A 22676-nucleotide genomic window follows, 5' to 3' on the forward strand; every position below is an offset into this window, starting at 1 on the left:
GTGGAGCAGAGCAGCTGCTCCACTTTTTTCTTTATCCTACAGCTTTTGAAATGGCTTCAAGCACACGGTCTGCTTGAAATGGCTTCACAATAAAGTCTTTTGCACCAGCTTGAATTGCATCGATAACCATTGCTTGTTGTCCCATTGCTGAACACATAATTACTTTCGCAGCTGGATTCAGTTGCTTAATCTCTTTTAAAGCCGTAATACCATCCATTTCCGGCATTGTAATATCCATTGTTACGAGGTCTGGCTGATGCTCTTTATAAAGATCGATAGCTTGCATTCCATCAGCAGCTTCCCCCACAACTTCATATCCATTTTTCACAAGAATATCCTTAATCATCATGCGCATAAATGCCGCATCGTCTACAATTAATACTCGTTTACTCATTTTATTTTCCCCCTATATAAAGTTACTTTAATTTATTAATACGATCACGTTGACTAACTATATCCGTCACGCGAACGCCAAAGTTTTCATCAATTACCACTACTTCACCTTTAGCGATTAGCTTGCTGTTAATCAAAATATCGACCGGCTCACCAGCAAGTTTGTCTAACTCAATTATTGACCCCGATGACATCTCTAAAATTTCTTTAACAGTTCGTTTTGTACGCCCTAACTCTACAGTTACTTGAAGTGGTATATCTAACAACATGTCTAAATTATTTGTTTCGGACTGTGATGGTATTTCATTTCCATCAAAAGATGAAAAAGCAACAGGTTGAACATTAACAGGAGCTGCAGGCATAACTGGTTCTTGTTGCAGTGATTCACTCACTTGATTTTGCAAAGGTTGTTGAGATGGCATTTCTTGAACAAGTTCACTCTCTTCTTCTGCGGTCGCAACTGGATTCAGCAGTTCATTTACTAACCCTTTTGCAAAAGGAAGAGATAACAATTGCATAATATTAGAATCGATTAGCGTGCCAACTTTTAGATTGAATGAAACTTTAACTAGCACATCATCCCCTTCTAATAAGTTCGTGCCTTCTCCTTCTGGAAGATCTAAAATATCAAGGCTTGGTGGCGAAATATCTACTTTCTTTTGAAAAATCGTAGACATAGATGTCGCTGCTGAACCCATCATTTGGTTCATCGCTTCTTGAACGGCACTTTGTTTAATTTCATCTAGTAATTCTCCTGGATTTTCACCGTCTCCACCAAGCATTAAATCAGAGATAATAGCTGCATCACTTTGTTTAATAACAAGTAAGTTTCGACCTGAAATTCCTTCTGTATAATGAACTTCTACCGCAACATGCGGATTGGGAAATTCTTCTTTCAGCTCTTCTTTATGAATCAACGAAACATAAGGCGTTGTAATGTCAACTTTTTGATTTAATAAGGTTGACAATGCAGTAGCAGAGCTACCAAATGAAATATTGCCAATTTCACCAAGCGCATCGCGTTCCATCTCTGTAAAGTGTTTACTAATTTCACTTTCTTCTAGGTTGCTATCTGAAGGCATAGGGTCTAATGAAGACGTTCCTTTTAGCAATGCATCGATTTCATCTTGAGAAAGCATATCTCCTGTCATAACGACGTTCCCCCCTTAAACTGATCTAAAATTTGAATCGCCAATTTCCTTTTTAATTGTCCTGGCTGCGCACTAAATTTCGGTACACCTCCAACTTGAACGATGAGAGGTTGATTAACACCTCGGTCCAAGCGAATGATGTCTCCCTTATCTAAAGAAAGGAAATCCTCAATGGATATATCAGTCTGTCCTAGCATCGCAACAACAGGAACGGTTGCACCTTGAACTTGTGTTCGAATCTGCTCAACCTCTAATTCATTTGGCTCTTTTTTAGATGATTGCATCCAATAATGCACTGATAGCTTTGAAATAATAGGCTCCAGCGTAACATGTGGGATACATAAGTTAATCATGCCTGTTTCTTCACCAATTTGTACGCTCAGCGAAATGACTACAACAATCTCATTTGGTGATATAACTTGTAAAAATTGTGGATTAACTTCAAATTCTTCCATTTCTGGATTAATCACAGCAACTGAACTCCAGGCCTCTTCCATAATATCCAGCGTTTTATCTAACAAATTACGAAGTAGTTTTGTTTCAATCTCTGTTAAATTATCTATTTTTTTATTTCCTGCTTCTCCTTTGCCACCTAAAATACGGTCTAGCATCGCGTATGCAATATTCGGGTTTACTTCCATAATTACTCTGCCATCCAGAGGTTCGACTGACATGACATTTAAGACCGTCATGCTCGGAACCGAGCGAACAAACTCTTCATAAGGAATTTGATCTGCTGATACAACTGAAACCTGTGTGATTGTTCGCAGTTGAGCTGAAAGTAATGTTGTTAATAATCTCGCATAGTTCTCATAGATCCTTGTTAAACTTCTAATTTGATCTTTTGAAAACCGTAAGGCTCTTTTAAAATCATAGGACCTGACGCGATTTTTCGTGTTTTCATCTTTTAACTGCTGCGCATCCATCTCTCCTGTCGACAGCGCAGACAACAGTGCGTCAATCTCGTTTTGAGACAATACATCACCGGCCAAAAACCTCACCTCCTACCTGCCATTTTTCCATTATTGTAGAACCTTGGAGGTCGTATAAATCTTCACCACATGCCCAGTCTCAATCGAGCTATCGATCTGTTTTGAAATTCGCTCTTCAAGCGCTTCTAAACCTTTTTTTCCCTCGAAATCTTCAGCTGTCATCTCCGATAGTTCTTTAATAATAATGTCTTTTACTTGAAACTCTCTTTTCTGTAGTTCTTCAGCTGCTTTTTTGCTATCCATTTGAATTTTAAATGATAGGCTAATATAATTATTGCTTTTTAAATTTGTTTTAATATCAGCAATGTCAACAGATGAATCAATTACTTCATCAATGGAAGGCGCAGCTTCAGCCGCCGGCTCGCTTGCTAACTTTAGCGTGACAATGACCCCAACACTCCCAATCAATGTTAAAGACAATAAAATAATGATCATAGTGCCAACTAACTTATTTTTAAACACAGCTTATTCCTCCATATCGCGCCGAAGTCCTAACACATTAATCGATTGATAATAAGCGCATACCTTTTCATTCACTTCAGCAATCGACTCTTTTACAACCAACTTTTTATTGTTGGTTAATGTAATAGTTGTGTCAGGAAACGATTCCACTTGCTCTATGTAAATTGCATTTAGCGTAAATTGTTTTCCATTTAACCTTGTTAAAGTCACCATAATTGATAAAAAGCCAAGCTGATCAGCTCAGCTTCTTTCCTCCTAGGCTATCAGTTTATCGTTTTAAGTTGACAAGTTCTTGTAAGATTTCATCAGAAGTTGTAATGATTCGAGTATTCGCTTGGAAACCACGCTGAGATACAATCATTTCCGTAAATTCTTCCGATAAGTCAACATTAGACATCTCTAAAGCACTCGATACAAGCGTTCCTGTTCCGTTTACTCCCGGTTCACTTAAATCAAAAAATTCTGTACCATCAACTTTTGCGCTACCTGAATTGGCTGTTTCAGCAAAGAGATTACCTCCTACCTTTTCAAGGCCATCATTGTTTGAGAATTTTGCTAATCGAACTCTACCCGCTATTTGTAAAGCACCGTCTGAATCAACATAATTTACGACTCCATCTTGACCAATGCTAAAACTTTTAGCTGTATCTGGAATATTTATTGCCCCTATAAACTCCGTTTCATTTCCATTAACGTCATAAACAGAACCAATAAGGTAAAGGCCTTCAGCTGTTACGATGTTTCCACCTTCATCTAAATAAAAATTACCTGCTCGTGTATACAGTGGTCTATCAATTGTTTGGCCATCTGCCCCATTAGCTACAGTAAAGAATCCTTCTCCTGAAATAGCTAGATCAAGTGGGCGACCTGTTGGCTGAATGCTTCCAGAAGTATGTATCGTATCAATTGTTCCAATTTGAGACCCAAGCCCTACCTGCTTTGGGTTCACTCCGCCTCGATCCGCTCCCGGTGCACTCGCTCCTGCTATTTGCTGACTAACTAAGTCTTTAAACGTTGTACGCCCTTTCTTAAATCCGTACGTATTAACATTTGAAATATTATTACCGATTACGTCTAGCTTGGTTTGAAAATTTTTCATTCCACTAATTCCAGAATACATTGAACGTAACATGTAACTTCCCCCTTATTTATAGTGTTCAACGAGTGACAGACAAAATATCGTCAAGAGTTAAAGTTGTATGAGACTCATCATCTAACATAAAAGTAAGCTTGCCGTCCTTTACAGAAGTGGCTTTCACAACAGCTTCGCTTTCTTTATTCGTTTCATCTACCCAAGAAACCGTCTTACCAATAAGCTCGCTACCTTTTAGAATTGGAGATTCACTTTGAACTACTTGTAAAAATTTCTCCATCGATGTACTCATATTTGTCATTTGTTCTAGTGTTGAAAACTGAGCCATTTGAGAAATAAACTCCTTATCTTCCATAGGACTAGTTGGATCTTGATTTTGTAATTGAGTAATTAAAATCTTTAAGAAGTCATCTTTTCCAAGCGAGCTTGTTCCTGTTTGCTTTTGCTGCACGGGCTGATTTGCCAAATACAAATCAGACTGAACCTTATTTGTCATATACATCACCTACACATTGTAGTTAATTAACGCTTCTTCTAATGAGTGAGAAAAGATTTGATTAGTTTCGTCTTTTTCGTCTTTTTCGTCTTTTTCGTCTTTTTCTTCAACTCGTTTTTCTTGCTGCTTTTGTTCTTGATGTTCTTCGCCGTTAGTCATCCATTGTTCTGCTGTGTGAAAAACGTCAATTTTATCTACTTGCACCTGCTGACTAATAAGCGTTTGTTTCAAAGCCCCTAGCTGAGTATCTAAGAGATCTTTTGTCTGAGCAGATGATGCGATAATACGAGCGACAGTCTCATGGTTTCGCTGCAGTAGTTCAATTTGAATGGAGCCTAGCCTTTCAGGGAAGAGCTTTAAAACTAGCTTCGTTTGAGACGCATTATGCTGAAAAGAAGCTTTCACTAATAGCTCTTGTACCTGCTTCATCACCTGTGATGCCTGCATATCTTTGGGCAAATTCGTATTTACATGAAACGATAGCTGCTGCAACTTACTCATTTCACCCGGTACAAACGTCACTTTATCAACAGGAATTTTTTGCTTACCTAACTCATCCGTTTCCATGCTTATTAATTGTCTAGTTGGCAGTGAGTGATTATCACTTGCTGAAGCAATTTTTTGTGTAATCAGTTCAATAAGCTGTTTCATTTCTTTACGAGAAAACTGAACAGATTGTATCTCAGGCTGCTGCAGCTTTTCTTGCAATGCTTTTAGTTGACTGGATTCCACTGGAACAAGCTCTCGCAAGGTTTGAAAAAACTGTTGAAATTCCTTAACGAAATTTTTTGCACTTTCTGGCAATGTGACATCCGCTAAGTATGCCTGCAAATTCGTAGCATTGGAAAGCAATTGCTTCAGCTTAGATTCTTTTACTCCGCTTGTAGGGAGCTGTTGAATAAGATCAACAAAAGGCTTAAATAAAATACTTTGCTCTTCATTTTCTATCTTTTCAACATTCCCTTCTTCTAAATGAAGCTCAAGAAGCGCCAAGAATTCAGCCAAATCTTCGTTATCATCTACGTTCATCATTTGATTGTTCAAAGGCTGACTAATAGAATGACTGTTCGTGCTGAGATTATCAGTCGTTTCCAGCTCTCCGAATAGCATTGCTTGAAATAAAAAAGAATGTTCTTTCTTAACTGTACGATCTACGTTTTGCTTCTCATTCATAACTGGAAGCATAGGCTGCATAGCTACCTTCATTCTTTCACCTCCATTACTCACTTAACGGCTCAGCTAGTAAGCTTGTATAGCGAGCTGCAACGGCAGGGTCCATCTTTTCTAAGACTTTCGTGCGTGCATCCGTTTTTAACGCTTTTAGCAGCAAGATTGCTTCATTTTCTTTTAATTCGGTAAAAATGAGAGCTGCTTTCGTCGGGTTCATCTTTTCATAAGTAGAGACAATGTCTTTCTGTTTATCGTCTCCACCGTCTTGTTCTTGACTAGCAACATCTTTCTCATCTTCTGAATCTCTAATCTTAATTTTTAACTCATCAATCTCGCGCTCTTTAGCCGTTATTTTTTCTTCTAAACTTCTAATATTGTCTTCTTTCTTTTGAAGCTTTTCATTCAGGCTCTTTATTTGATTTTCTAACTCTTTATTCGCCTGTTGCTGATTAGTAGATTTTAAGCTTTCATTATCGTCTCCTATTAAAGGAAGAGATGAAGTTACCGACGAGATTTTCTCTTGAACATCGACTCCACTAATTGTTAGACCAATATAAATAGCTGTAATAATAAACAGCAGGGGTATAAAAATAATAAACAAGAAGACTTGCCACTTACTATTTCTTTTTTCTTCTATTTCTTCATATTCATCTTGCTTTTTTCTAGCCATCTTCTCACCTAATTTCTGTGTAGCATAAACTGTTGCAGAGAAATCTCATCCATTTGCTTACTTTCCGCATCACCCTGAGTTTTTAGGTAGCTTGTATAGCTTTTGTCTTTAAGCTTTTCATACTTTTTGCACTCAATATTTTTTTCTTGAAGCTTCAGCTCTTTCATACTCATCTGCTGTCGCGCCAACATGACGTCTCGCTGGAGCCTGGCAATCGTCGCCTCAATGCTTTCAAGCGCTTGTTGAAAAAATTTAATCTCGCTAACCGCTAAACCACTTTTAAGCTTTTTTGCCTGAAGTTCAAGCATTTCTTCTTTCTGCTTGAGCTTATCGTAAAGCCTCTGCCCGACTTGCTCGAAATATTGAACTGATTCATTATATTGAGCCAATAAACGATTTTTTTCATCTTGCTTAACCGTCATGACTTTTGCTAACTTAAACTGATACGTCACGTTCGTTCACCTTTCTGAAAGAGCTGTTTTAGTATCTCTACGCTATCTTTAAGCGTGGGATGTTCACTCGTTTTTTGCTTTAAAAATGAAATAAGTTCTGGATAATATAAAATTGCTTCATCAATTTCAGCAGAGGAACCTCTTTTGTAAGCTCCGATATTAATAAGGTCTTCTGCTTCAATATATGTAGAAAGTAATAACCGTAGCTTTTCAGCACTTATTTTATGATTTGCTTCTACAATATGATTCATAACGCGGCTAACACTTTTGAGCACATTAATGGCTGGATATTGACCTTTATTAGCTAAATTCCGATCCAATACAATATGCCCATCAACAATTCCTCGAACCGTATCAGCAATCGGTTCATTCATATCATCACCGTCAACTAATACCGTATAAAATGCCGTAATAGAGCCTTGTTCAGTAGTACCTGTTCTTTCTAATAGGCGAGGTAATGAAGCAAAAACCGATGGTGTGTATCCTTTGGTTGTGGGAGGTTCTCCCACTGCTAAACCAATTTCTCGCTGCGCCATAGCAACGCGCGTAACGGAATCCATCATCATCATGACGTTAAGCCCTTGACTTCGAAAGTATTCTGCAATAGATGTAGCTGTATAAGCCGCCTTCATTCGTAATAGTGGAGGCTGATCAGAAGTTGCGACAACGACAATTGAATTTCTCAAACCTTCCGAACCAAGGTCTCTCTCAATAAACTCACGGACTTCTCGACCACGTTCCCCTACTAATGCAATGACGTTGATATCTGCATTCGTGTTTCTCGCAATCATTCCCATAAGCGTACTTTTCCCAACTCCACTTCCTGCAAAGATTCCAATCCGCTGACCCTTGCCAACTGTAAGCAAACTGTCGATTGCTCGAACCCCTACTTCAATTGGTTCAGAAATTGGTGGGCGTTGCAATGGATTAGGAGGTTCCTGTTCAGTTAACACTGATGGAAGATAGCTAGGTAAGCTAGTTCCATCAAGTGGATTTCCTAGGGAATCTAGTGCTTGACCAATTAGCTCAGGTCCTACTTTTACTTGAAGCGGTTTTTCAGTTGTTTCCACGATGCAACCAGGTCCAATATATCGAACAGATGTATAGGGCATTAAAATGACATGTTCATCTTTAAATCCAACTACTTCTGCTTGAATTCGCTCACAAGTATCCTTTAAGTGGATATAGCAAACATCACCAATGGAAGCTTGTGGTCCTCGTGATTCAATCATCATTCCAATAACTCGGTTAACTTTCCCATATCGTTTAAACGAAGAGATATGAGCTATCTCAGGAATAAGCTGCTTCACTTTCACTTTGCTTTTCCTCCATTAAACGTAGTTTCAATTTCTTTTTTAGCTCCGTTAACTGACTATCAACCGATGCATCGAGCTTTCCATACATCGACTCAATAATGCAATGTTCATCTGTCAAATTTTCATCTGCGTATATGAATAAGCTAGCTTCTCCATTCAATATATCGAACAATTGCTGTTTATTTTCACAAACCATTTCATAATGGCAAGGTGCCACAAAGACTCGAAGCTCTTTGCTCTCTCTAACTTCCTTTATTGCGTGCTTAACCAGTGATACAAAACTTTTCTCATTTTTATGTTGAAGATTTTGCCCAATGACTTTCTCAGCAAGTGTAAAGCCAAGCTCTAAGATAACCTCTTCAGCTTGAGAAAGGTAATCGGTATAATCTTTTTTAGCTACGTTAACAGCCGTACGGGCTTCTTCTATAAGCGATGTATAGTCCTCATATCCAGCCTGTTGACCTTCACTATACCCAGCGTTAAAACCCTTTTTCTTCTCTGCTTCATATAGCTGTATTTTTTCATTCTCCCACTGCTGTCGCTCTGCTTCAATTTGCTGTCTTGCTTCTAATAGTCTTGCTTCAGCTTCTTCATAAAGACGTGTAGACGCTTCTTTTGCTTCAGTAAGAATTTTGTCAGGGCATTCATTCTTTGCTGTCTGACCATTTGAATTGATCAAATTTCTCCCACTAAATAATGGCTTGATTTCGATTGTTTTGGCTGAATCATGTACGTGATTTGCATAGGTAGATTTAATGATACTAGACAATAATATCGTCTCCTCCACCTCTTGCAATGACTACTTCTCCCATATCTTCTAATCTACGAATAGCCGCCACAATGCGAGACTGAGCTTCTTCCACATCTTTTAAACGGACTGGTCCCATATACTCCATTTCTTCTGTAAACGTGTCTACCATTCGCTTGGACATGTTGCGGAATATAATATCTTTTACTTCTTCGCTTGCTACTTTTAAGCTCAATAGCAAGTCTTCGTTTTCAACCTCACGAACGACACGCTGGATGGAGCGGTTATCCAACGTCACAATATCTTCAAAGACAAACATACGCTGTTTAATCTCTTCCGCAAGCTCTGGATCTTGAATTTCTAGAGTATCAATAATAATTTTCTCTGTTGCACGATCCACGCCATTTAACACTTCAACCACCGTCTCGATTCCACCAGTATGGGTGTAATCTTGCGTCACCGTTGTCGAAAGCTTTCTTTCTAAAATTTGTTCTACTTCACTGATGACTTCTGGAGATGTGCTATCCATTGTAGCAATTCTTCTCGCAATATCACCTTGACGCTCTTGAGGTAAAGATGACAAAATTTGCCCAGCTTGAGCTGGCTCTAAGTATGATAAGATCAAAGCAATCGTTTGCGGGTGCTCATGCTGAATAAAATTTAAAAGCTGCATTGGTTCTGCTTTACGCGCAAAATCGAATGGTCGAACTTGCAAAGATGAAGTTAAACGATTAATAACCATTATTGCTTGTTCAGGACCTAAAGCTTTTTCCAACACTTCTTTCGCATAAGTAATGCCGCCTTTTTCAATATAATTCTGAGCAATTGTCATTTGCTCAAATTCTTTTAAAACGGCTTCTTTAACCGCAGGCTCTACCTTTCGCATTGAAGAAATCTCAAACGTTAGCTGTTCAATTTCGTCTTCGCTTAAATGCTTATAGACGGAAGCGGATGCATCAGGACCAAGGGAAATTAATAAAATAGCTGCTTTTTGCTTACCTGTTAATTCACTTTTACTTACCACTTTCGCCACTATACTCCCTCCTACTCCTCACTAATCCACGTGCGCAATAGCTTTGCGAATTCATCTGGCTGCTCACCTGCAAGCTCTTCTAGACGTTTTCTTGACTGCTGCTCTTCACTTAGGACAGGAGGCTTTTGAATGGTTTCAACTGAATCTTCATACTCTTCTTCATATTCATAGAACTCTTCTTCAGAATCTTTTCTACGCTTTAACAATAAGAATAGTAGTGCAAGAATAACTAGTAATAAGCCACCACCTACAAAATATAGCCATGTTGGGATTCCGCTTTGCTGTTGATTAACGGCTACTTTCTGTTCTTGGAACGGCTGTACGGAGACTACAATTTTGTCTGCAACCTGATTATCAGTTAACTCAGCACCTTGTTCATCCTTTGAAATTGACGTACGAACAATCGTGCTTAAAACTTGCTGAATGTCATCCTCTAAATTCTCTGCTAGTTCACCTTCACCGTTTGCATTAGAAGGGTCAATCATTACTTGAATTCCTAAGTCACGAACTTTATAAGGACTCTCTACAATTTCTTTACGAATTCTATTTACTTCGTTGTTGATTCGTTCTTCTGCCTTTTCATAGTCTCCACTGTCGGTACTTCCACTTTCTACATAGTTGGTTGTATCTTCTTCACCGGTCCCTGCAACCCCACCATCTTCAGGTTTCTTTCCCGTAAACGTTTCATTGATTCGCTCCACGCTTACTGCGATTCCTTCCATGTTTTCTTTATCTACAGGTTCCACTAAATTTTCTTCTCGATTTTCCTGTGTAAAGTCAACATCAGCTGTAACTGAAACCATTACTTTGTCTTGTCCAACTAATCTACCTAACATTTGTTGAACTTGGCGCTGAACATCACGTTCAATTTCCTTTTTAATACCATGCTGAGTAGCAAAACTAGATGAATTAGACATTTCGTCACTGCTTTTCAAGTCAAAATATTCAAAGTTTTGATTCATAATTACGATATTATCAGTAGGTAAATTTGGAACACTTTTTGAAACCAAATGATAGAGAGATTTTATTTGTCCCTCATCAAATTTGTAGCCTGGCTGTGTATTTAAAACAATTGATGCTGAAGCTTCTCCTTGCTGATCCTTCACCCAAACACTTTCTTCTGGCAAGGTAATCATCACGTTCGCATTATTGACACCTTGGATATTTTTCATCAGATTAGCTATTTCGGTTTGCATAGCTTCCAATTTAACAACGTTAAACTCATTGTCCGTCATACCAAATCCAGCATTTTGCCCAAAGAAAGAATAATCAATGCTCCCACTGTCTGGTATACCTTGTGCAGCAAGATCCACCTTTAATGAGTCAACATGTTGTTCCGGTACTGAAATAACCGTTCCATTTTCTGAGATTTCAGAAGGTATTTTTCTTGTATCCAGCTCCGCTTTAATTTGACCTGTTTCCTGTACAGATAAATTGCTGTAAAGGGGAACAAACTTCTCATTGGTTGCTACTAAAGAAATAGCAATAAGGGCAATTAGCAGCGCCAAGGGGCCGCCGATGATCAAACCTTTTTGAACCTTAGTGCGCTTTGACCAGAACGCACCTATTTGATTTTTATAGAGTGCTAGTTTTTCATTCATTACAATCCTCCGGCTATTGCTTGTTTTCTATCTAGGGATGAAATAACCGCTTTTTAGCTAAAACCGTTTACTACATTTGCATACGCATCATTTCTTGATATGCTTCAACAGCTTTATTACGTATTTCAATTGTCGTCTGCATCGCAATACTGGCTTTTTGTGATACAATCATGACATTATGTAAATCAATTTTTTCTCCACGAGCTAACTTTTCTGTGGCTAGATCTGATGCCTTTTGTGCGTTGTTTACTTGGTTTAACGACTCTTTTAAAAAAGTTGAAAATTGACCGTGAGCTTCTTTAACGGTTCCTGTGTTCGATATTTTCTCAGTTAGTACAGGCATTTGATGTTGAATCCCTTGAATCATACTGCTTCACCTTACTTTCCTATTTCCAATGCTTTCAATAATAAATTTTTATTTGCGTTTAACACCGTAATATTTGCTTCATAGGATCTTGTTGCACCAATTAAATCTGTCATCTCTTTTAATGGATCCACATTGGGAAGCTGAACATACCCATCTTCATTTGCGTCAGGATGCGTTGGGTTATACACAAGTTTAAAAGGAGATTGATCTTCTGTTATGAACTTAACTTTCACACCGCCCGCTGACCCTTTACTCATTTCATTTTGTAGCAACGAAGAAAAACTTGGACCACCGTTTGATTGGAGCGAAACCACTTTTCTGCGATACGGCTGCCATTCTCCATTTACAAGTTCACTTCTTGTTGTTTCGGCATTCGCCATATTAGAAGAAATAACATCCATTCGTAGTCGATTAGCAGTTAAAGCTGACCCAGATATGCTGAGATTTTGAAATATTGACACCTCTACTTACCTCCTCTAATGACAGTTTGTAGAGAATTAAATTTACCGTTAAGTCGATCAATTAATGCTTCATAGTAAATTTGATTTTCTGCCATTGTCGTCATTTCTTTATCTAAATCAACCCCATTGCCGTTTTCTTGGTATGTATGACTTGTTCTTGAAATAACAGCTGCTTGTTCGGATGATTTTGAGAATTCAATATGTTTTTCGTTCGTACGGTATGCTTTCAATGAATATTGAAGCTCTGATTGAAATTGATTCTTCCGAGATACATCTTTAGCCTTATAGTTTGGCGTATCTACATTTGCAATGTTTTGAGAAATTGTTTGCTGCTTAAGCGTTGAATAATTCAGACCTTGCTCTAATGACTGAATTGTTCCTGAAAATAAACTCATATAGGACACCTACTTACCGCGTTTAATTTTCTGACAAATTTCGACTTTTCTACCATAAAGCCTATTGTAAAAAAAAGTATGCTTCTTGTCTATACCTAATAAGCAACTTTTGTACTACATTACTAAAATTTATCATTGAATTTACAAATCTATTTTAACACCTTCAAAATAAATCCGGGCGCTTTTTTCGACAAAATACACCAAATATAATTAATAAGTCTCTGATAAATGACATTAAAAGTAATTTAATTAATTCTTAAACACTAAAATAATCAAAGTTAATCGTTTTTTTGTATAGTCTTAAAGAATTATATTTATTCAAATTAACTAGTTCTTTATGGACTATTTATATTTTAATTAAAAATGGTAATAGTTCTATTAACTCGCATTTTATATAAAAGAGGTACTTTTTTAGGATGGCGATCTTAACAAAAAAAAGAGACCTTTGACTGCTAATCAAAGATCTCTTTATTCTAACGATTAGTTTGATTTTAATTTTGCTAATTCAACAAGAAACTTGCTGTTTAATACTTTAATGTACGTTCCTTTCATTCCTAAAGAACGCGACTCAATTACACCCGCACTTTCAAGCTTACGAAGTGCATTTACAATTACAGAGCGTGTAATCCCTACACGGTCAGCAATTTTGCTTGCTACTAATAAACCTTCATTACCGTTTAGCTCTTCAAAGATATGCTCGATTGCTTCTAATTCACTGTACGATAGTGAACTAATTGCCATTTGAACAACCGCTTTGCTACGCGCTTCTTCTTCAATCTCTTCCGCTTTCTCACGAAGAATCTCCATACCGACTACAGTTGCACCATATTCAGCTAGAATTAAATCATCATCTGCAAAGTTACGATCTAAACGAGCTAATACTAGCGTACCTAACCTTTCCCCTCCACCGATGATTGGAACGATTGTTGTTAAACCAGCTTCAAAAAGCTCTTTGTTTTCAACAGGGAACGCTGTGTATTCACTATTAATATCTAAGTTTGAAGATGTTTCAGAAATGTTGAATAAGTTTTGTGTATACTCTTCTGGGAATTGACGCGCTTCTAACATGCCTTTCATGCGGTCATTTTCAATCTGTTGCTTAACTGCGATTCCTAATAACTTACCGCGACGACTAACAACAAATACATTCGATTCAATAACTTCACATAAAGTTTCAGCCATTTCTTTAAAGTTTACGGGCTTGCCTGCAGCCTTTTGTAACATCGCATTAATCTTTCTAGTTTTTCCTAATAAATCCATTATCTTTGTTCCTCCTGAAATCTCTATTCTATACCTATAAAATAAATTGACTTAAATCTTTATTTTTTGCAATCTTCTCTAACTTACTTTCCACGTATTGAGGAGTAATAACAATCTTTTCTAACGTAACTTCTGGCGCTTCAAATGATAGGTCTTCAAGCAGTCTTTCCAGAATAGTATGAAGTCTTCTTGCCCCAATGTTATCCGTGTCTTGGTTAACTTGAAAGGCAATTTCTGCAATCTTACGTATAGCATCGTCAGAAAATTCAATTTGTATACCTTCAGTTTCCAATAATGCTACATATTGTTTTAATAGTGCATTATCTGGTTCAACTAAAATACTCATAAAATCTTCTACCGTTAGTTTTGTCAACTCAACACGAATTGGAAAACGCCCTTGTAATTCCGGAATTAAATCCGAAGGCTTGGAAACATGGAACGCCCCTGCAGCAATAAATAAAACATGGTCTGTCTTAATTGCTCCATACTTTGTTACAATTGTAGAACCTTCTACAATTGGTAGAATATCACGTTGTACACCTTCACGTGATACATCCGCTGAAGATGAGTTACCGCTCTTTTGAGCAATTTTGTCAATTTCATCAATAAAGACAATTCCATACTGTTCTGCACGATGAATTGCTTCTTGCGTTACTTCATCCATATCAATTAGCTTTTGAGCTTCTTCGTTTGTTAACACTTTACGAGCTTCTCTCACCGTAAGTTTACGCTTTTTCTGTTTCTTTGGCATAAAGTTACTTAAAGCATCTTGCATATTCATCCCCATCTGTTCCATACCCGAACCTTGCAGCATATCAAACATAGAAGGCTGTTGTTCTTCTACCTCAATTGTTACATAATGATCCTCAAGTTCTCCAAGGGCTAACTGATGGGCAATTTGCTTGCGCTTTGTTTCAACATTTACTTCTTCTTCTTGTTCTGCTTGAGTATCGGCTTGCTGTGAATTATTGGAGAAAATCATTTCAAATGGATTCTTAAATGTCTGCTGCTTTTTCTTGCTTGGAACTAAAAGCTCAACAAGACGCCTATTGGCATTTCTTTGAGCACTGTCGGATACAGAAACCATTTTTTCTTCCTTCACTAAACGAACAGATGTCTCAACTAAATCACGAACCATCGATTCTACATCACGACCAACGTAGCCAACCTCTGTAAACTTTGTTGCTTCTACCTTAACGAAAGGTGCACCAACAAGCTTTGCAAGCCTGCGCGCAATTTCCGTTTTACCAACACCAGTTGGCCCAATCATTAAAATATTTTTGGGAACAACTTCGTCTTTCAAAGCTTCGTTTAATAAACTACGTCGATAGCGATTCCTTAGCGCAACCGCAACCGCTTTTTTTGCACTTGTTTGGCCAACAATATACTGATCAAGCTTTTCAACAATTTGTCGAGGCGTTAAATGAGAATTCATAGAAAATCCCCTTTCCTACAGTTCTTCTACAATAATTTGATTATTCGTATACACACAAATCTCACTTGCAACATCCAAAGCAGCTTTTGCAATTTCTTTTGCAGTTAAATGTTCTCCAGCATGCTGTTTTAATGCACGGCCAGCCGATAATGCATAATTCCCACCAGAACCGATAGCTAAAATCCCATCATCAGGCTCAATGACCTCACCTGTTCCCGAAACCAATAGTAAGCTATCTTTGTTCATCACAATCAGCATAGCTTCTAGTTTGCGTAAAACTTTATCACTTCGCCATTGTTTTGCTAATTCAACTGATGCGCGCTGTAAATTGCCGTTATACTCTTCTAATTTACTCTCAAACATTTCAAACAGTGTGAACGCATCAGCAACTGAACCTGCAAATCCAGCCAAAACCTGTCCTTGAAATAAGCGACGTACTTTTTTAGCTGTATGTTTCATCACAACAGCATTTCCAAACGTCACTTGCCCATCACCTGACATAGCACATTGACCATTATGTTGAACGGCAAAAATCGTTGTAGCATGAAATGTAGACATAATAACTAACTCCTCCTTCTATGCACGAGGATGATGATTCATATATACTGTTTTTAACCGATCCTTCGTTACATGCGTATATATTTGAGTTGTGGATAAATTTTCATGACCAAGTAGCTCTTGAACCGTACGTAAGTCGGCTCCTTCATTTAATAAATGCGTAGCAAAGGTATGACGTAAAACGTGAGGACTAATATGTATGTTCTCTGCCGTTTTATTCATGAGTTTTTCAATAACTAAGCGAATACCTCTATCCGTCAATGTTGTTCCGCGATTATTTAAAAAGAGCGCATTCGTATTGGTAGCGCTTTTGCTTTTCAACTGCACTCGCCCATTCTGTATATATGTATGAAGAGAGTCTTTTGCATATTTACCAAATGGAACGTAACGCTGTTTTTTTCCTTTTCCATGCACAAGAAGCGTTTGAAGTGAAAAGTCAATATCACTAAGCTGAATGGCTGCGCATTCGCTCACACGAATTCCCGTAGCATACATTAATTCAAGGAGCGCTTGATTACGCTGGCCAAGCGGCGTAGTAAGATCATTTAACTCAAACAGTTTCATCAGCTCTTCCGCATAAAGAAAGCGTGGCGTATACTGATCTTTTTTCGGCAATGAAACAAGCGCAAACGGATTTTCAACCACTATTTGTTCACGATACAAATATCGATAAAGGCTTCGTAAACATGAAATCTTTCTCGACATTGATTTTTTTGAATATGACTTTTCATATAACCTTGTTAAAAACAGTCTTGCATCTGCATATGTAACATCTTGTAAATTTTGTATTTGTTCTGCTTCTAAAAAAGAGATGAATGACTCAATATCTTTTTTATAGCAATCAACTGTATATTGTGAATAGTTCTTTTCAATTTGTAAATATTCTAGGAAGGAATTTAAAGAAACTTTAACAAATTCCACTCATATCACCTCACAAGGGCTACTAAATATTATCACAATTCAGTAGCCCTTGCAAACAATTTCGTTATTTTGTTGTAAAATTCTGAATAGTTTCTAATGCTCTTGTAGCGAGCGCTTCATTTCGCTCTTTTTTGTTTTTAATACGGACTTCTAGCTCTTTAAACAAGCCAAAGTTTGCGTTCATCGGCTGGAAATTTTTAGCGTTTGTATGCGTAATATAGTGAGCCATACTTCCAATTGCTGTTTCTTGAGGTAGGACAACTAACTCTTCTCCTAAAACGTAACGGGCTGCATTCATTCCAGCCATTAGACCGCTAGCAGCAGATTCAACATAGCCTTCTACTCCCGTCATCTGACCAGCAAAGAACAAATCTTCACGTTCGCGATATTGGTAAGTTGGGCGAAGTAGTTTCGGAGAGTTAATGAACGTATTGCGGTGCATTACTCCGTAGCGAACAACTTCAGCATTTTCAAGGCCAGGAATTAAGCTTAATACCTCTTTTTGAGCTCCCCACTTTAAGTGCGTTTGGAAACCAACGATATTATAAAGCGTTCCTGCTGCATCGTCTTGGCGTAATTGTACAACAGCGTAAGGTCGTTTACCGGTTTTGGGATCTTCTAACCCTACAGGCTTAAGTGGTCCAAACAACATCGTTTTTTCTCCACGCGCTGCCATTACTTCAATTGGCATACAACCTTCAAAGTAGATTTCCTTTTCGAACTCTTTTAAAGGTACTACTTCAGCATCAATTAATGCTTGGTGAAACTTCGTAAACTCTTCTTTTGTCATTGGGCAGTTTAAATAAGCTGCTTCACCTTTATCATAACGTGATTTTAAATATACCTTGTCCATATCAATGCTGTCTTTTTCAATGATTGGAGCCGCCGCGTCATAAAAATAAAGATAGTCTTCACCTGTTAAAGTACGTAGCTGTTCTGATAAATCTTTTGATGTCAATGGACCTGTTGCAATAATTGTTGGGCCTTTTGGAATTTCCGTAATTTCTTCGTGTACAACTTCGACATTCGGGTGATTTTTTACACTTTCCGTTACGCGCGCTGCAAACTCATGACGATCTACAGCTAAAGCGCCACCTGCCGGAACTGCGCACGCATCTGCTGATTCAATAATAATTGAGTCTAGCTTACGCATCTCTTCTTTTAATACTCCAACTGCATTTGTTAAAGTATTGGCACGAAGTGAGTTACTACATACTAATTCAGCAAATTTATCTGTATGATGCGCTGGTGTCTGCTTTACCGGACGCATTTCATAAAGTCTTACTTTTAATCCTCTTTTCGCAATTTGCCAAGCGGCCTCGCTTCCAGCAAGACCAGCACCAATTACGTTAATTACTTGTTCTGTCATGTTCAATCCTCCAACTAAAATATCAAACAAAGAAGTATTATAACATACCTTTTTTCTGTTTGTTTAATCGTTTATCTCCACTCGCTGCTACTTTTTTTCTCAAAAAAATACGACGCCATGTAAATGAGTCGCTAAGAACGTTTCCATTTTAGCACACTACCTCATGTCGTCGCACTTATATCCTTCATAATAATCAATCATTCATCGTTACAATTTATTCTAAATAACTAACCGCGCTTCTTATTGTTGCGTTTCTTCCTTATAATCACAGCTTGTGCAAACTACTTGCGTTCCTTTTTTCTGCTTTTTCTCTACAAGTAAGCTCTCACACTTTGGACACTTTCTAGCAATTGGCTTATCCCAAGAAATGAATTCACAGCTTGGAAAACGATCACAGCCATAGAAAGTACGTTTTTTCTTGGACTTACGTTCTACGATGTTCCCTTCTTCACACGTCGGGCACTTTACGCCAATTTCTTTGACAATTGGCTTTGTATTACGACATTCTGGAAAGTTTGAACATGCCATGAACTTTCCATAGCGCCCCATTTTAAATACCATTGGTGATCCACAAGCTTCACAGTCTTCTCCAGCAGGTTCGTCTTTGATCTCTACTTCACGCATTTCTTTTTCTGCTTTTTCAAGCCTCTTTTCAAAATCGCGATAAAATTCGTCAATAACCTTAACCCACTGTACGCTTCCTTCTTCCACCTTATCAAGGTCCGTTTCCATTTTAGCTGTGAATTCAACATCTAAAATTTCAGGGAAAAATTCTAAAATAAGTTCTAGCACAATCCCACCAAGTTCCGTTGGTACAAAGCGCTTGTTCTCTAAAGCAACATATCCGCGTTTTTGAATCGTATCAAGCGTTGGTGCATAGGTGGATGGTCTTCCTATCCCTAATTCTTCAAGCGTTTTAACTAATCTCGCTTCCGTATAACGCGGTGGTGGCTGTGTGTAATGCTGCTTTGGCTCAATATCTTTTGAATAAGCTGTTTCCCCTTCTTCTAAGTTTGGAAGCTGCTTTTCTTTTTCTTCGACTTGGTCATCGCTACCTTCTACATATAGCTTCATAAACCCAGGAAACTTCACTTTTGACCCATTTGCTCGAAACGTTACGTCACCATTTTTTAAATCAACAGCCATTGTATCCATTACGGCCGAAGACATTTGGCTTGCTAAGAAGCGTTCCCAAACAAGCTTGTATAAACGAAACTGATCTCTTGATAAAAATTCCTTCACATCTGCAGGTTTACGCATTGCCGAAGTAGGACGAATTGCTTCGTGAGCATCTTGTGAGTTGGCTTGCTTCTTTTCTTTTTTCTTTTCTTGTGCTAAATAGTCATTGCCATATGCGTTTAAAATGTACTCTTTTGCTTCTTCTTGCGCTGTTTCAGAGATACGGGTTGAATCGGTACGCATGTACGTAATTAAACCAACGGTTCCTTCTTTCCCTAAATCAATACCTTCGTATAGCTGCTGAGCAATCATCATTGTTTTCTTTGCTCTAAAATTCAGCTTTCGTGCTGCTTCTTGTTGAAGAGAAGAAGTTGTAAAGGAAGGAGCTGGATTTCGTTTTCTTTCTTTTTTTGTTACTTTTGAAATCTTAAACTCGTTACCTTCTATCGTTTGAAGAATGGCTTTTACTTCTTCTTCATTGGAAAGGTTTGCTTTCTTCCCTTTGTACTCAATTAGCGATCCTTCAAACTGATCGTTATCTTTTTGGAAAGTTGCTTGTACCGTCCAATACTCTTCCGGCTCAAAGTCCGTAATTTCTTTTTCACGATCAATGATTAAGCGTACTGCAATCGATTGAACACGTCCAGCGCTTAATCCTTTTTTCACTTTCTTCCATAGTAATGGACTAATGTTATATCCCACTAATCGGTCCAAAATACGTCTTGCTTGCTGCGCATCAACTAAATCCATATTGATTGCACGTGGATGTTTAAAAGACTCTTTAATTGCATCTTTTGTAATTTCATTAAATACAACGCGACAGTCTGATGCAATATCTACATCTAGGCTATGAGCCAAGTGCCATGCAATGGCTTCACCTTCACGATCTGGATCGGCTGCTAGATAAATCTTTTTCGCTTTTTTAGCTGCTGTTTTTAAATCTTTCAGTACCGGTCCCTTACCACGAATGGTAATATACTTTGGATTATAGTTATGTTCAGTATCAATGCCCATTTGACTTTTGGGTAAATCACGAACATGTCCCATCGATGCTTTCACTTTATATTTTTTTCCTAAATAGCGTTCAATTGTTTTGGCCTTAGCAGGCGATTCTACAATTACTAGGTAGTCAGACATCTATTTGCTCCTCCTCAAGAGGTAAAATAAAACCTTCATTATTATTAATTAATCTTTTTTTTATCATATTGTATCAAATACTTTTCTCTAAATTTCGTTATGTTTCAGTAATACTCTTTCATCTTACAAATCATACATCTTTCCAAATAAAAAATTACCTATGACTTTGGAATCGATGTAATTCACTTATTATATCTGTAGGGTTCTGTACAAGCTTCGCACCCATTTGAATCAGTTTGTTTACTCCTTTTGAAGCATCATCTGTAATAGGGCCAGGTATAGCAAATACTTCCCTTCCTTGTTGAAGTGCTTGATCAGCTGTAATAAATGAACCACTTCGCTCTTTAGCTTGAACCACAACTGTACCACTTGTCAAGCCACTAATAATTCGATTCCGCTTTGGAAAGTGCCACTTGGCTGGTTTAGTCGGTGGCGGATACTCTGACACCAATAAATGGTTATGAGCAATTTCATTTGCTAATGGAAGATTATGCTTTGGATAGATATTATAAAAGCCACTTCCTAAAACTGCAATAGTTTTTGCTTGTTTAGCAATGGCTAGCTGATGAGCAGCTGTGTCAATACCCAAAGCTAATCCGCTTACAATTACAAATTGATTATGAAGCAACGGAGCTAAAACCGATTGTATAGCATCATATCCATACTGAGTAGGCTGTCTTGTTCCAACCACGCTTAAACAATCTTTATACTGAAATAATGACAAATCTCCTTTACAGAACAAAACCCAAGGTGGATCATAGATATTTTTTAATAAATGGGGGTATTCATCATCAATAATTGTTATACAGTAAATACTTTGCTCTTCATATTTATTTAGAATATCTTGTATTGGAATAGTTTGCAAATATTTTTTCACTTGACATGCTCGATTGAATGGAACCTGAAGGATTTGCTGAAGGTCATTCGGAGAATAATTGTACAGATGTTGAAGAGAAGAATCATACTGAAGAAACGAAAAGATTTGCTTCCAAGTCAATAGCTGACAATGCGATAAGTGAATTATTTTTTTGCGCAACTCATCCATATCATCGACTCCTTTTATGGCATAGAAAATAGTCCTCAGCAAGGAGGACCATTTTTATGCTTTAATGAGTTTTACATTTTTCTAATAAACCTTGTTCTTTTAACACACTAATTAATGTCTCACCCATTACAGACGGCGTTTCAGCGACTTTGATACCGCATTCATTCATTGTTTTGATCTTTTCAGCAGCCGTTCCTTTTCCACCAGAAATAATGGCACCAGCATGGCCCATACGTTTCCCTGGAGGTGCTGTTTGCCCACCAATAAACCCTACAACAGGTTTTGTCATGTTTGCTTTAATCCATTCTGCAGCTTCTTCTTCAGCTGTACCACCAATTTCACCAATCATAATAACAGCATACGTCTCTTCGTCTTCATTGAAGGCTTTTAGAACATCAATAAAGTTTGTACCATTAACCGGGTCTCCACCGATACCAACAGCTGTTGATTGACCAATTCCTGCTTCAGAAAGTTGATGTACTGCTTCGTATGTTAACGTACCAGAGCGTGATACGACACCAACATGACCTTTTTTGTGAATATATCCTGGCATAATACCAATTTTACATTCTTCTGGCGTAATAACACCTGGGCAGTTTGGTCCTACAAGTCTAGTCTTTTTGCCTTCCATATAGCGCTTTACTTTTACCATATCTAATACAGGAATACCTTCTGTGATACAAATAACAAGATCTAACTCTGCATCAACTGCTTCAATAATTGAATCAGCCGCGAACGCAGGTGGCACGTAAACAACAGAAGCTGTAGCACCTGTTTTTTCTTTGGCTTCTAATACCGTATTAAAAACGGGAACGCCTTCAACTTCCATACCACCTTTACCTGGCGTTACACCACCGACGATTTGTGTGCCGTACTCTAACATCTGCGTTGTATGGAAAAGACCTACTCCGCCTGTTATACCTTGTACAATCACTTTTGTGTCCTTATTAATAAATACGCTCATTCCTATCC

At 37.9% G+C, this 22676-nt stretch carries 25 protein-coding genes; all 25 read right to left on the reverse strand.

The window, feature by feature from the left end; genetic code table 11:
• Positions 1–31 precede the first annotated feature (31 nt).
• Positions 32–394: a response regulator gene (locus BFL01S_RS00240; RefSeq protein WP_025908976.1), complete on the reverse strand. Its 363-nt coding sequence runs from the start codon at positions 392–394 to the stop codon at positions 32–34.
• A gap of 22 nt (positions 395–416) precedes the next feature.
• A complete protein-coding gene (gene fliY / locus BFL01S_RS00245) occupies positions 417–1544 on the reverse strand; it encodes a flagellar motor switch phosphatase FliY (protein WP_061784578.1) in 1128 nt (375 codons plus the stop codon).
• Positions 1541–2536, reverse strand: a complete 996-nt coding sequence (gene fliM, locus BFL01S_RS00250; RefSeq protein ID WP_061784579.1) for a flagellar motor switch protein FliM — start codon at positions 2534–2536, stop codon at positions 1541–1543. The genes fliY and fliM overlap by 4 nt, the downstream gene beginning before the upstream one ends.
• 30 nt (positions 2537–2566) lie before the next feature.
• Positions 2567–2998: a flagellar basal body-associated protein FliL gene (fliL, locus tag BFL01S_RS00255; RefSeq protein ID WP_025908979.1), complete on the reverse strand. Its 432-nt coding sequence runs from the start codon at positions 2996–2998 to the stop codon at positions 2567–2569.
• 3 nt (positions 2999–3001) lie between these two features.
• Complete coding sequence (locus BFL01S_RS00260) at positions 3002–3211, reverse strand: flagellar FlbD family protein (protein ID WP_025908980.1); 210 nt, start codon at positions 3209–3211, stop codon at positions 3002–3004.
• Between the two features lie 55 nt (positions 3212–3266).
• The gene (gene flgG, locus BFL01S_RS00265; protein WP_025908981.1) at positions 3267–4130 is read right to left on the reverse strand and encodes a flagellar basal body rod protein FlgG; all 864 of its coding nucleotides are present in this window, start codon (positions 4128–4130) and stop codon (positions 3267–3269) included.
• Between the two features lie 25 nt (positions 4131–4155).
• Entirely contained in the window at positions 4156–4593 is a 438-nt protein-coding gene (gene flgD / locus BFL01S_RS00270) for a flagellar hook assembly protein FlgD (protein WP_439950859.1), read from the reverse strand.
• Between the two features lie 3 nt (positions 4594–4596).
• Positions 4597–5793 (reverse strand): flagellar hook-length control protein FliK, encoded by a 1197-nt coding sequence (locus BFL01S_RS00275; protein ID WP_061784580.1) that lies wholly within the window; start codon positions 5791–5793, stop codon positions 4597–4599.
• 13 nt (positions 5794–5806) lie between these two features.
• On the reverse strand, positions 5807–6427 hold the full coding sequence (locus BFL01S_RS00280; RefSeq protein ID WP_025908984.1) for a MotE family protein: 621 nt from the start codon (positions 6425–6427) through the stop codon (positions 5807–5809).
• Positions 6428–6435: 8 nt separating this feature from the next.
• Positions 6436–6879 carry a flagellar export protein FliJ gene (fliJ, locus tag BFL01S_RS00285; protein ID WP_025908985.1) on the reverse strand — a complete coding sequence of 148 codons (444 nt, stop codon included), beginning with the start codon at positions 6877–6879 and terminating at the stop codon, positions 6436–6438.
• Positions 6876–8195, reverse strand: a complete 1320-nt coding sequence (fliI, locus tag BFL01S_RS00290) for a flagellar protein export ATPase FliI (protein ID WP_025908986.1) — start codon at positions 8193–8195, stop codon at positions 6876–6878. The genes fliJ and fliI overlap by 4 nt, the downstream gene beginning before the upstream one ends.
• Positions 8170–8964: a flagellar assembly protein FliH gene (gene fliH / locus BFL01S_RS00295; protein ID WP_061784581.1), complete on the reverse strand. Its 795-nt coding sequence runs from the start codon at positions 8962–8964 to the stop codon at positions 8170–8172. Before fliH ends, fliI begins: the two co-directional genes overlap by 26 nt.
• Positions 8957–9967, reverse strand: a complete 1011-nt coding sequence (gene fliG, locus BFL01S_RS00300) for a flagellar motor switch protein FliG (RefSeq protein WP_390894692.1) — start codon at positions 9965–9967, stop codon at positions 8957–8959. Before fliG ends, fliH begins: the two co-directional genes overlap by 8 nt.
• 20 nt (positions 9968–9987) lie before the next feature.
• Positions 9988–11577 carry a flagellar basal-body MS-ring/collar protein FliF gene (fliF, locus tag BFL01S_RS00305; protein ID WP_061784583.1) on the reverse strand — a complete coding sequence of 530 codons (1590 nt, stop codon included), beginning with the start codon at positions 11575–11577 and terminating at the stop codon, positions 9988–9990.
• A gap of 70 nt (positions 11578–11647) precedes the next feature.
• Entirely contained in the window at positions 11648–11944 is a 297-nt protein-coding gene (gene fliE / locus BFL01S_RS00310) for a flagellar hook-basal body complex protein FliE (RefSeq protein ID WP_025908990.1), read from the reverse strand.
• 11 nt (positions 11945–11955) lie between these two features.
• Entirely contained in the window at positions 11956–12405 is a 450-nt protein-coding gene (flgC, locus tag BFL01S_RS00315; protein WP_061784584.1) for a flagellar basal body rod protein FlgC, read from the reverse strand.
• Between the two features lie 2 nt (positions 12406–12407).
• On the reverse strand, positions 12408–12800 hold the full coding sequence (flgB, locus tag BFL01S_RS00320) for a flagellar basal body rod protein FlgB (protein ID WP_025908992.1): 393 nt from the start codon (positions 12798–12800) through the stop codon (positions 12408–12410).
• Positions 12801–13280: 480 nt separating this feature from the next.
• On the reverse strand, positions 13281–14060 hold the full coding sequence (gene codY, locus BFL01S_RS00325; RefSeq protein WP_025908993.1) for a GTP-sensing pleiotropic transcriptional regulator CodY: 780 nt from the start codon (positions 14058–14060) through the stop codon (positions 13281–13283).
• Between the two features lie 34 nt (positions 14061–14094).
• Positions 14095–15495, reverse strand: coding sequence for an ATP-dependent protease ATPase subunit HslU (gene hslU, locus BFL01S_RS00330; protein ID WP_025908994.1), 1401 nt, complete (start codon positions 15493–15495; stop codon positions 14095–14097).
• 15 nt (positions 15496–15510) lie between these two features.
• A complete protein-coding gene (hslV, locus tag BFL01S_RS00335) occupies positions 15511–16053 on the reverse strand; it encodes an ATP-dependent protease subunit HslV (protein WP_061784585.1) in 543 nt (180 codons plus the stop codon).
• 18 nt (positions 16054–16071) lie between these two features.
• On the reverse strand, positions 16072–16974 hold the full coding sequence (gene xerC / locus BFL01S_RS00340; RefSeq protein ID WP_061784586.1) for a tyrosine recombinase XerC: 903 nt from the start codon (positions 16972–16974) through the stop codon (positions 16072–16074).
• A gap of 64 nt (positions 16975–17038) precedes the next feature.
• Complete coding sequence (gene trmFO, locus BFL01S_RS00345; protein ID WP_025908997.1) at positions 17039–18343, reverse strand: FADH(2)-oxidizing methylenetetrahydrofolate--tRNA-(uracil(54)-C(5))-methyltransferase TrmFO; 1305 nt, start codon at positions 18341–18343, stop codon at positions 17039–17041.
• A 240-nt stretch (positions 18344–18583) separates the two neighbouring features.
• Complete coding sequence (gene topA, locus BFL01S_RS00350) at positions 18584–20659, reverse strand: type I DNA topoisomerase (RefSeq protein WP_061784587.1); 2076 nt, start codon at positions 20657–20659, stop codon at positions 18584–18586.
• A gap of 154 nt (positions 20660–20813) precedes the next feature.
• Positions 20814–21704 (reverse strand): DNA-processing protein DprA, encoded by an 891-nt coding sequence (gene dprA / locus BFL01S_RS00355; RefSeq protein ID WP_061784588.1) that lies wholly within the window; start codon positions 21702–21704, stop codon positions 20814–20816.
• A 61-nt stretch (positions 21705–21765) separates the two neighbouring features.
• Positions 21766–22668: a succinate--CoA ligase subunit alpha gene (gene sucD, locus BFL01S_RS00360; protein WP_025909000.1), complete on the reverse strand. Its 903-nt coding sequence runs from the start codon at positions 22666–22668 to the stop codon at positions 21766–21768.
• Positions 22669–22676: the final 8 nt, after the last annotated feature.

It is taken from the genome of Priestia flexa NBRC 15715, from assembly GCF_001591565.1.
Lineage (GTDB): Bacteria > Bacillota > Bacilli > Bacillales > Bacillaceae_H > Priestia > Priestia flexa.

What these genes read in the sequence shown, in the direction of transcription:
- BFL01S_RS00240 (WP_025908976.1), bottom strand. Translation starts at nt 394, where the DNA reads ATGAGTAAACGAGTATTAATTGTAGACGATGCGGCATTTATGCGCATG.
- fliY (WP_061784578.1), bottom strand. Translation starts at nt 1,544, where the DNA reads ATGACAGGAGATATGCTTTCTCAAGATGAAATCGATGCATTGCTAAAA.
- BFL01S_RS00260 (WP_025908980.1), bottom strand. Translation starts at nt 3,211, where the DNA reads ATGGTGACTTTAACAAGGTTAAATGGAAAACAATTTACGCTAAATGCA.
- flgG (WP_025908981.1), bottom strand. Translation starts at nt 4,130, where the DNA reads ATGTTACGTTCAATGTATTCTGGAATTAGTGGAATGAAAAATTTTCAA.
- flgD (WP_439950859.1), bottom strand. Translation starts at nt 4,593, where the DNA reads ATGTATATGACAAATAAGGTTCAGTCTGATTTGTATTTGGCAAATCAG.
- BFL01S_RS00275 (WP_061784580.1), bottom strand. Translation starts at nt 5,793, where the DNA reads ATGAAGGTAGCTATGCAGCCTATGCTTCCAGTTATGAATGAGAAGCAA.
- BFL01S_RS00280 (WP_025908984.1), bottom strand. Translation starts at nt 6,427, where the DNA reads ATGGCTAGAAAAAAGCAAGATGAATATGAAGAAATAGAAGAAAAAAGA.
- fliF (WP_061784583.1), bottom strand. Translation starts at nt 11,577, where the DNA reads ATGAATGAAAAACTAGCACTCTATAAAAATCAAATAGGTGCGTTCTGG.
- fliE (WP_025908990.1), bottom strand. Translation starts at nt 11,944, where the DNA reads ATGATTCAAGGGATTCAACATCAAATGCCTGTACTAACTGAGAAAATA.
- flgB (WP_025908992.1), bottom strand. Translation starts at nt 12,800, where the DNA reads ATGAGTTTATTTTCAGGAACAATTCAGTCATTAGAGCAAGGTCTGAAT.
- codY (WP_025908993.1), bottom strand. Translation starts at nt 14,060, where the DNA reads ATGGATTTATTAGGAAAAACTAGAAAGATTAATGCGATGTTACAAAAG.
- hslU (WP_025908994.1), bottom strand. Translation starts at nt 15,495, where the DNA reads ATGAATTCTCATTTAACGCCTCGACAAATTGTTGAAAAGCTTGATCAG.
- hslV (WP_061784585.1), bottom strand. Translation starts at nt 16,053, where the DNA reads ATGTCTACATTTCATGCTACAACGATTTTTGCCGTTCAACATAATGGT.
- trmFO (WP_025908997.1), bottom strand. Translation starts at nt 18,343, where the DNA reads ATGACAGAACAAGTAATTAACGTAATTGGTGCTGGTCTTGCTGGAAGC.
- topA (WP_061784587.1), bottom strand. Translation starts at nt 20,659, where the DNA reads ATGTCTGACTACCTAGTAATTGTAGAATCGCCTGCTAAGGCCAAAACA.
- dprA (WP_061784588.1), bottom strand. Translation starts at nt 21,704, where the DNA reads ATGGATGAGTTGCGCAAAAAAATAATTCACTTATCGCATTGTCAGCTA.
- sucD (WP_025909000.1), bottom strand. Translation starts at nt 22,668, where the DNA reads ATGAGCGTATTTATTAATAAGGACACAAAAGTGATTGTACAAGGTATA.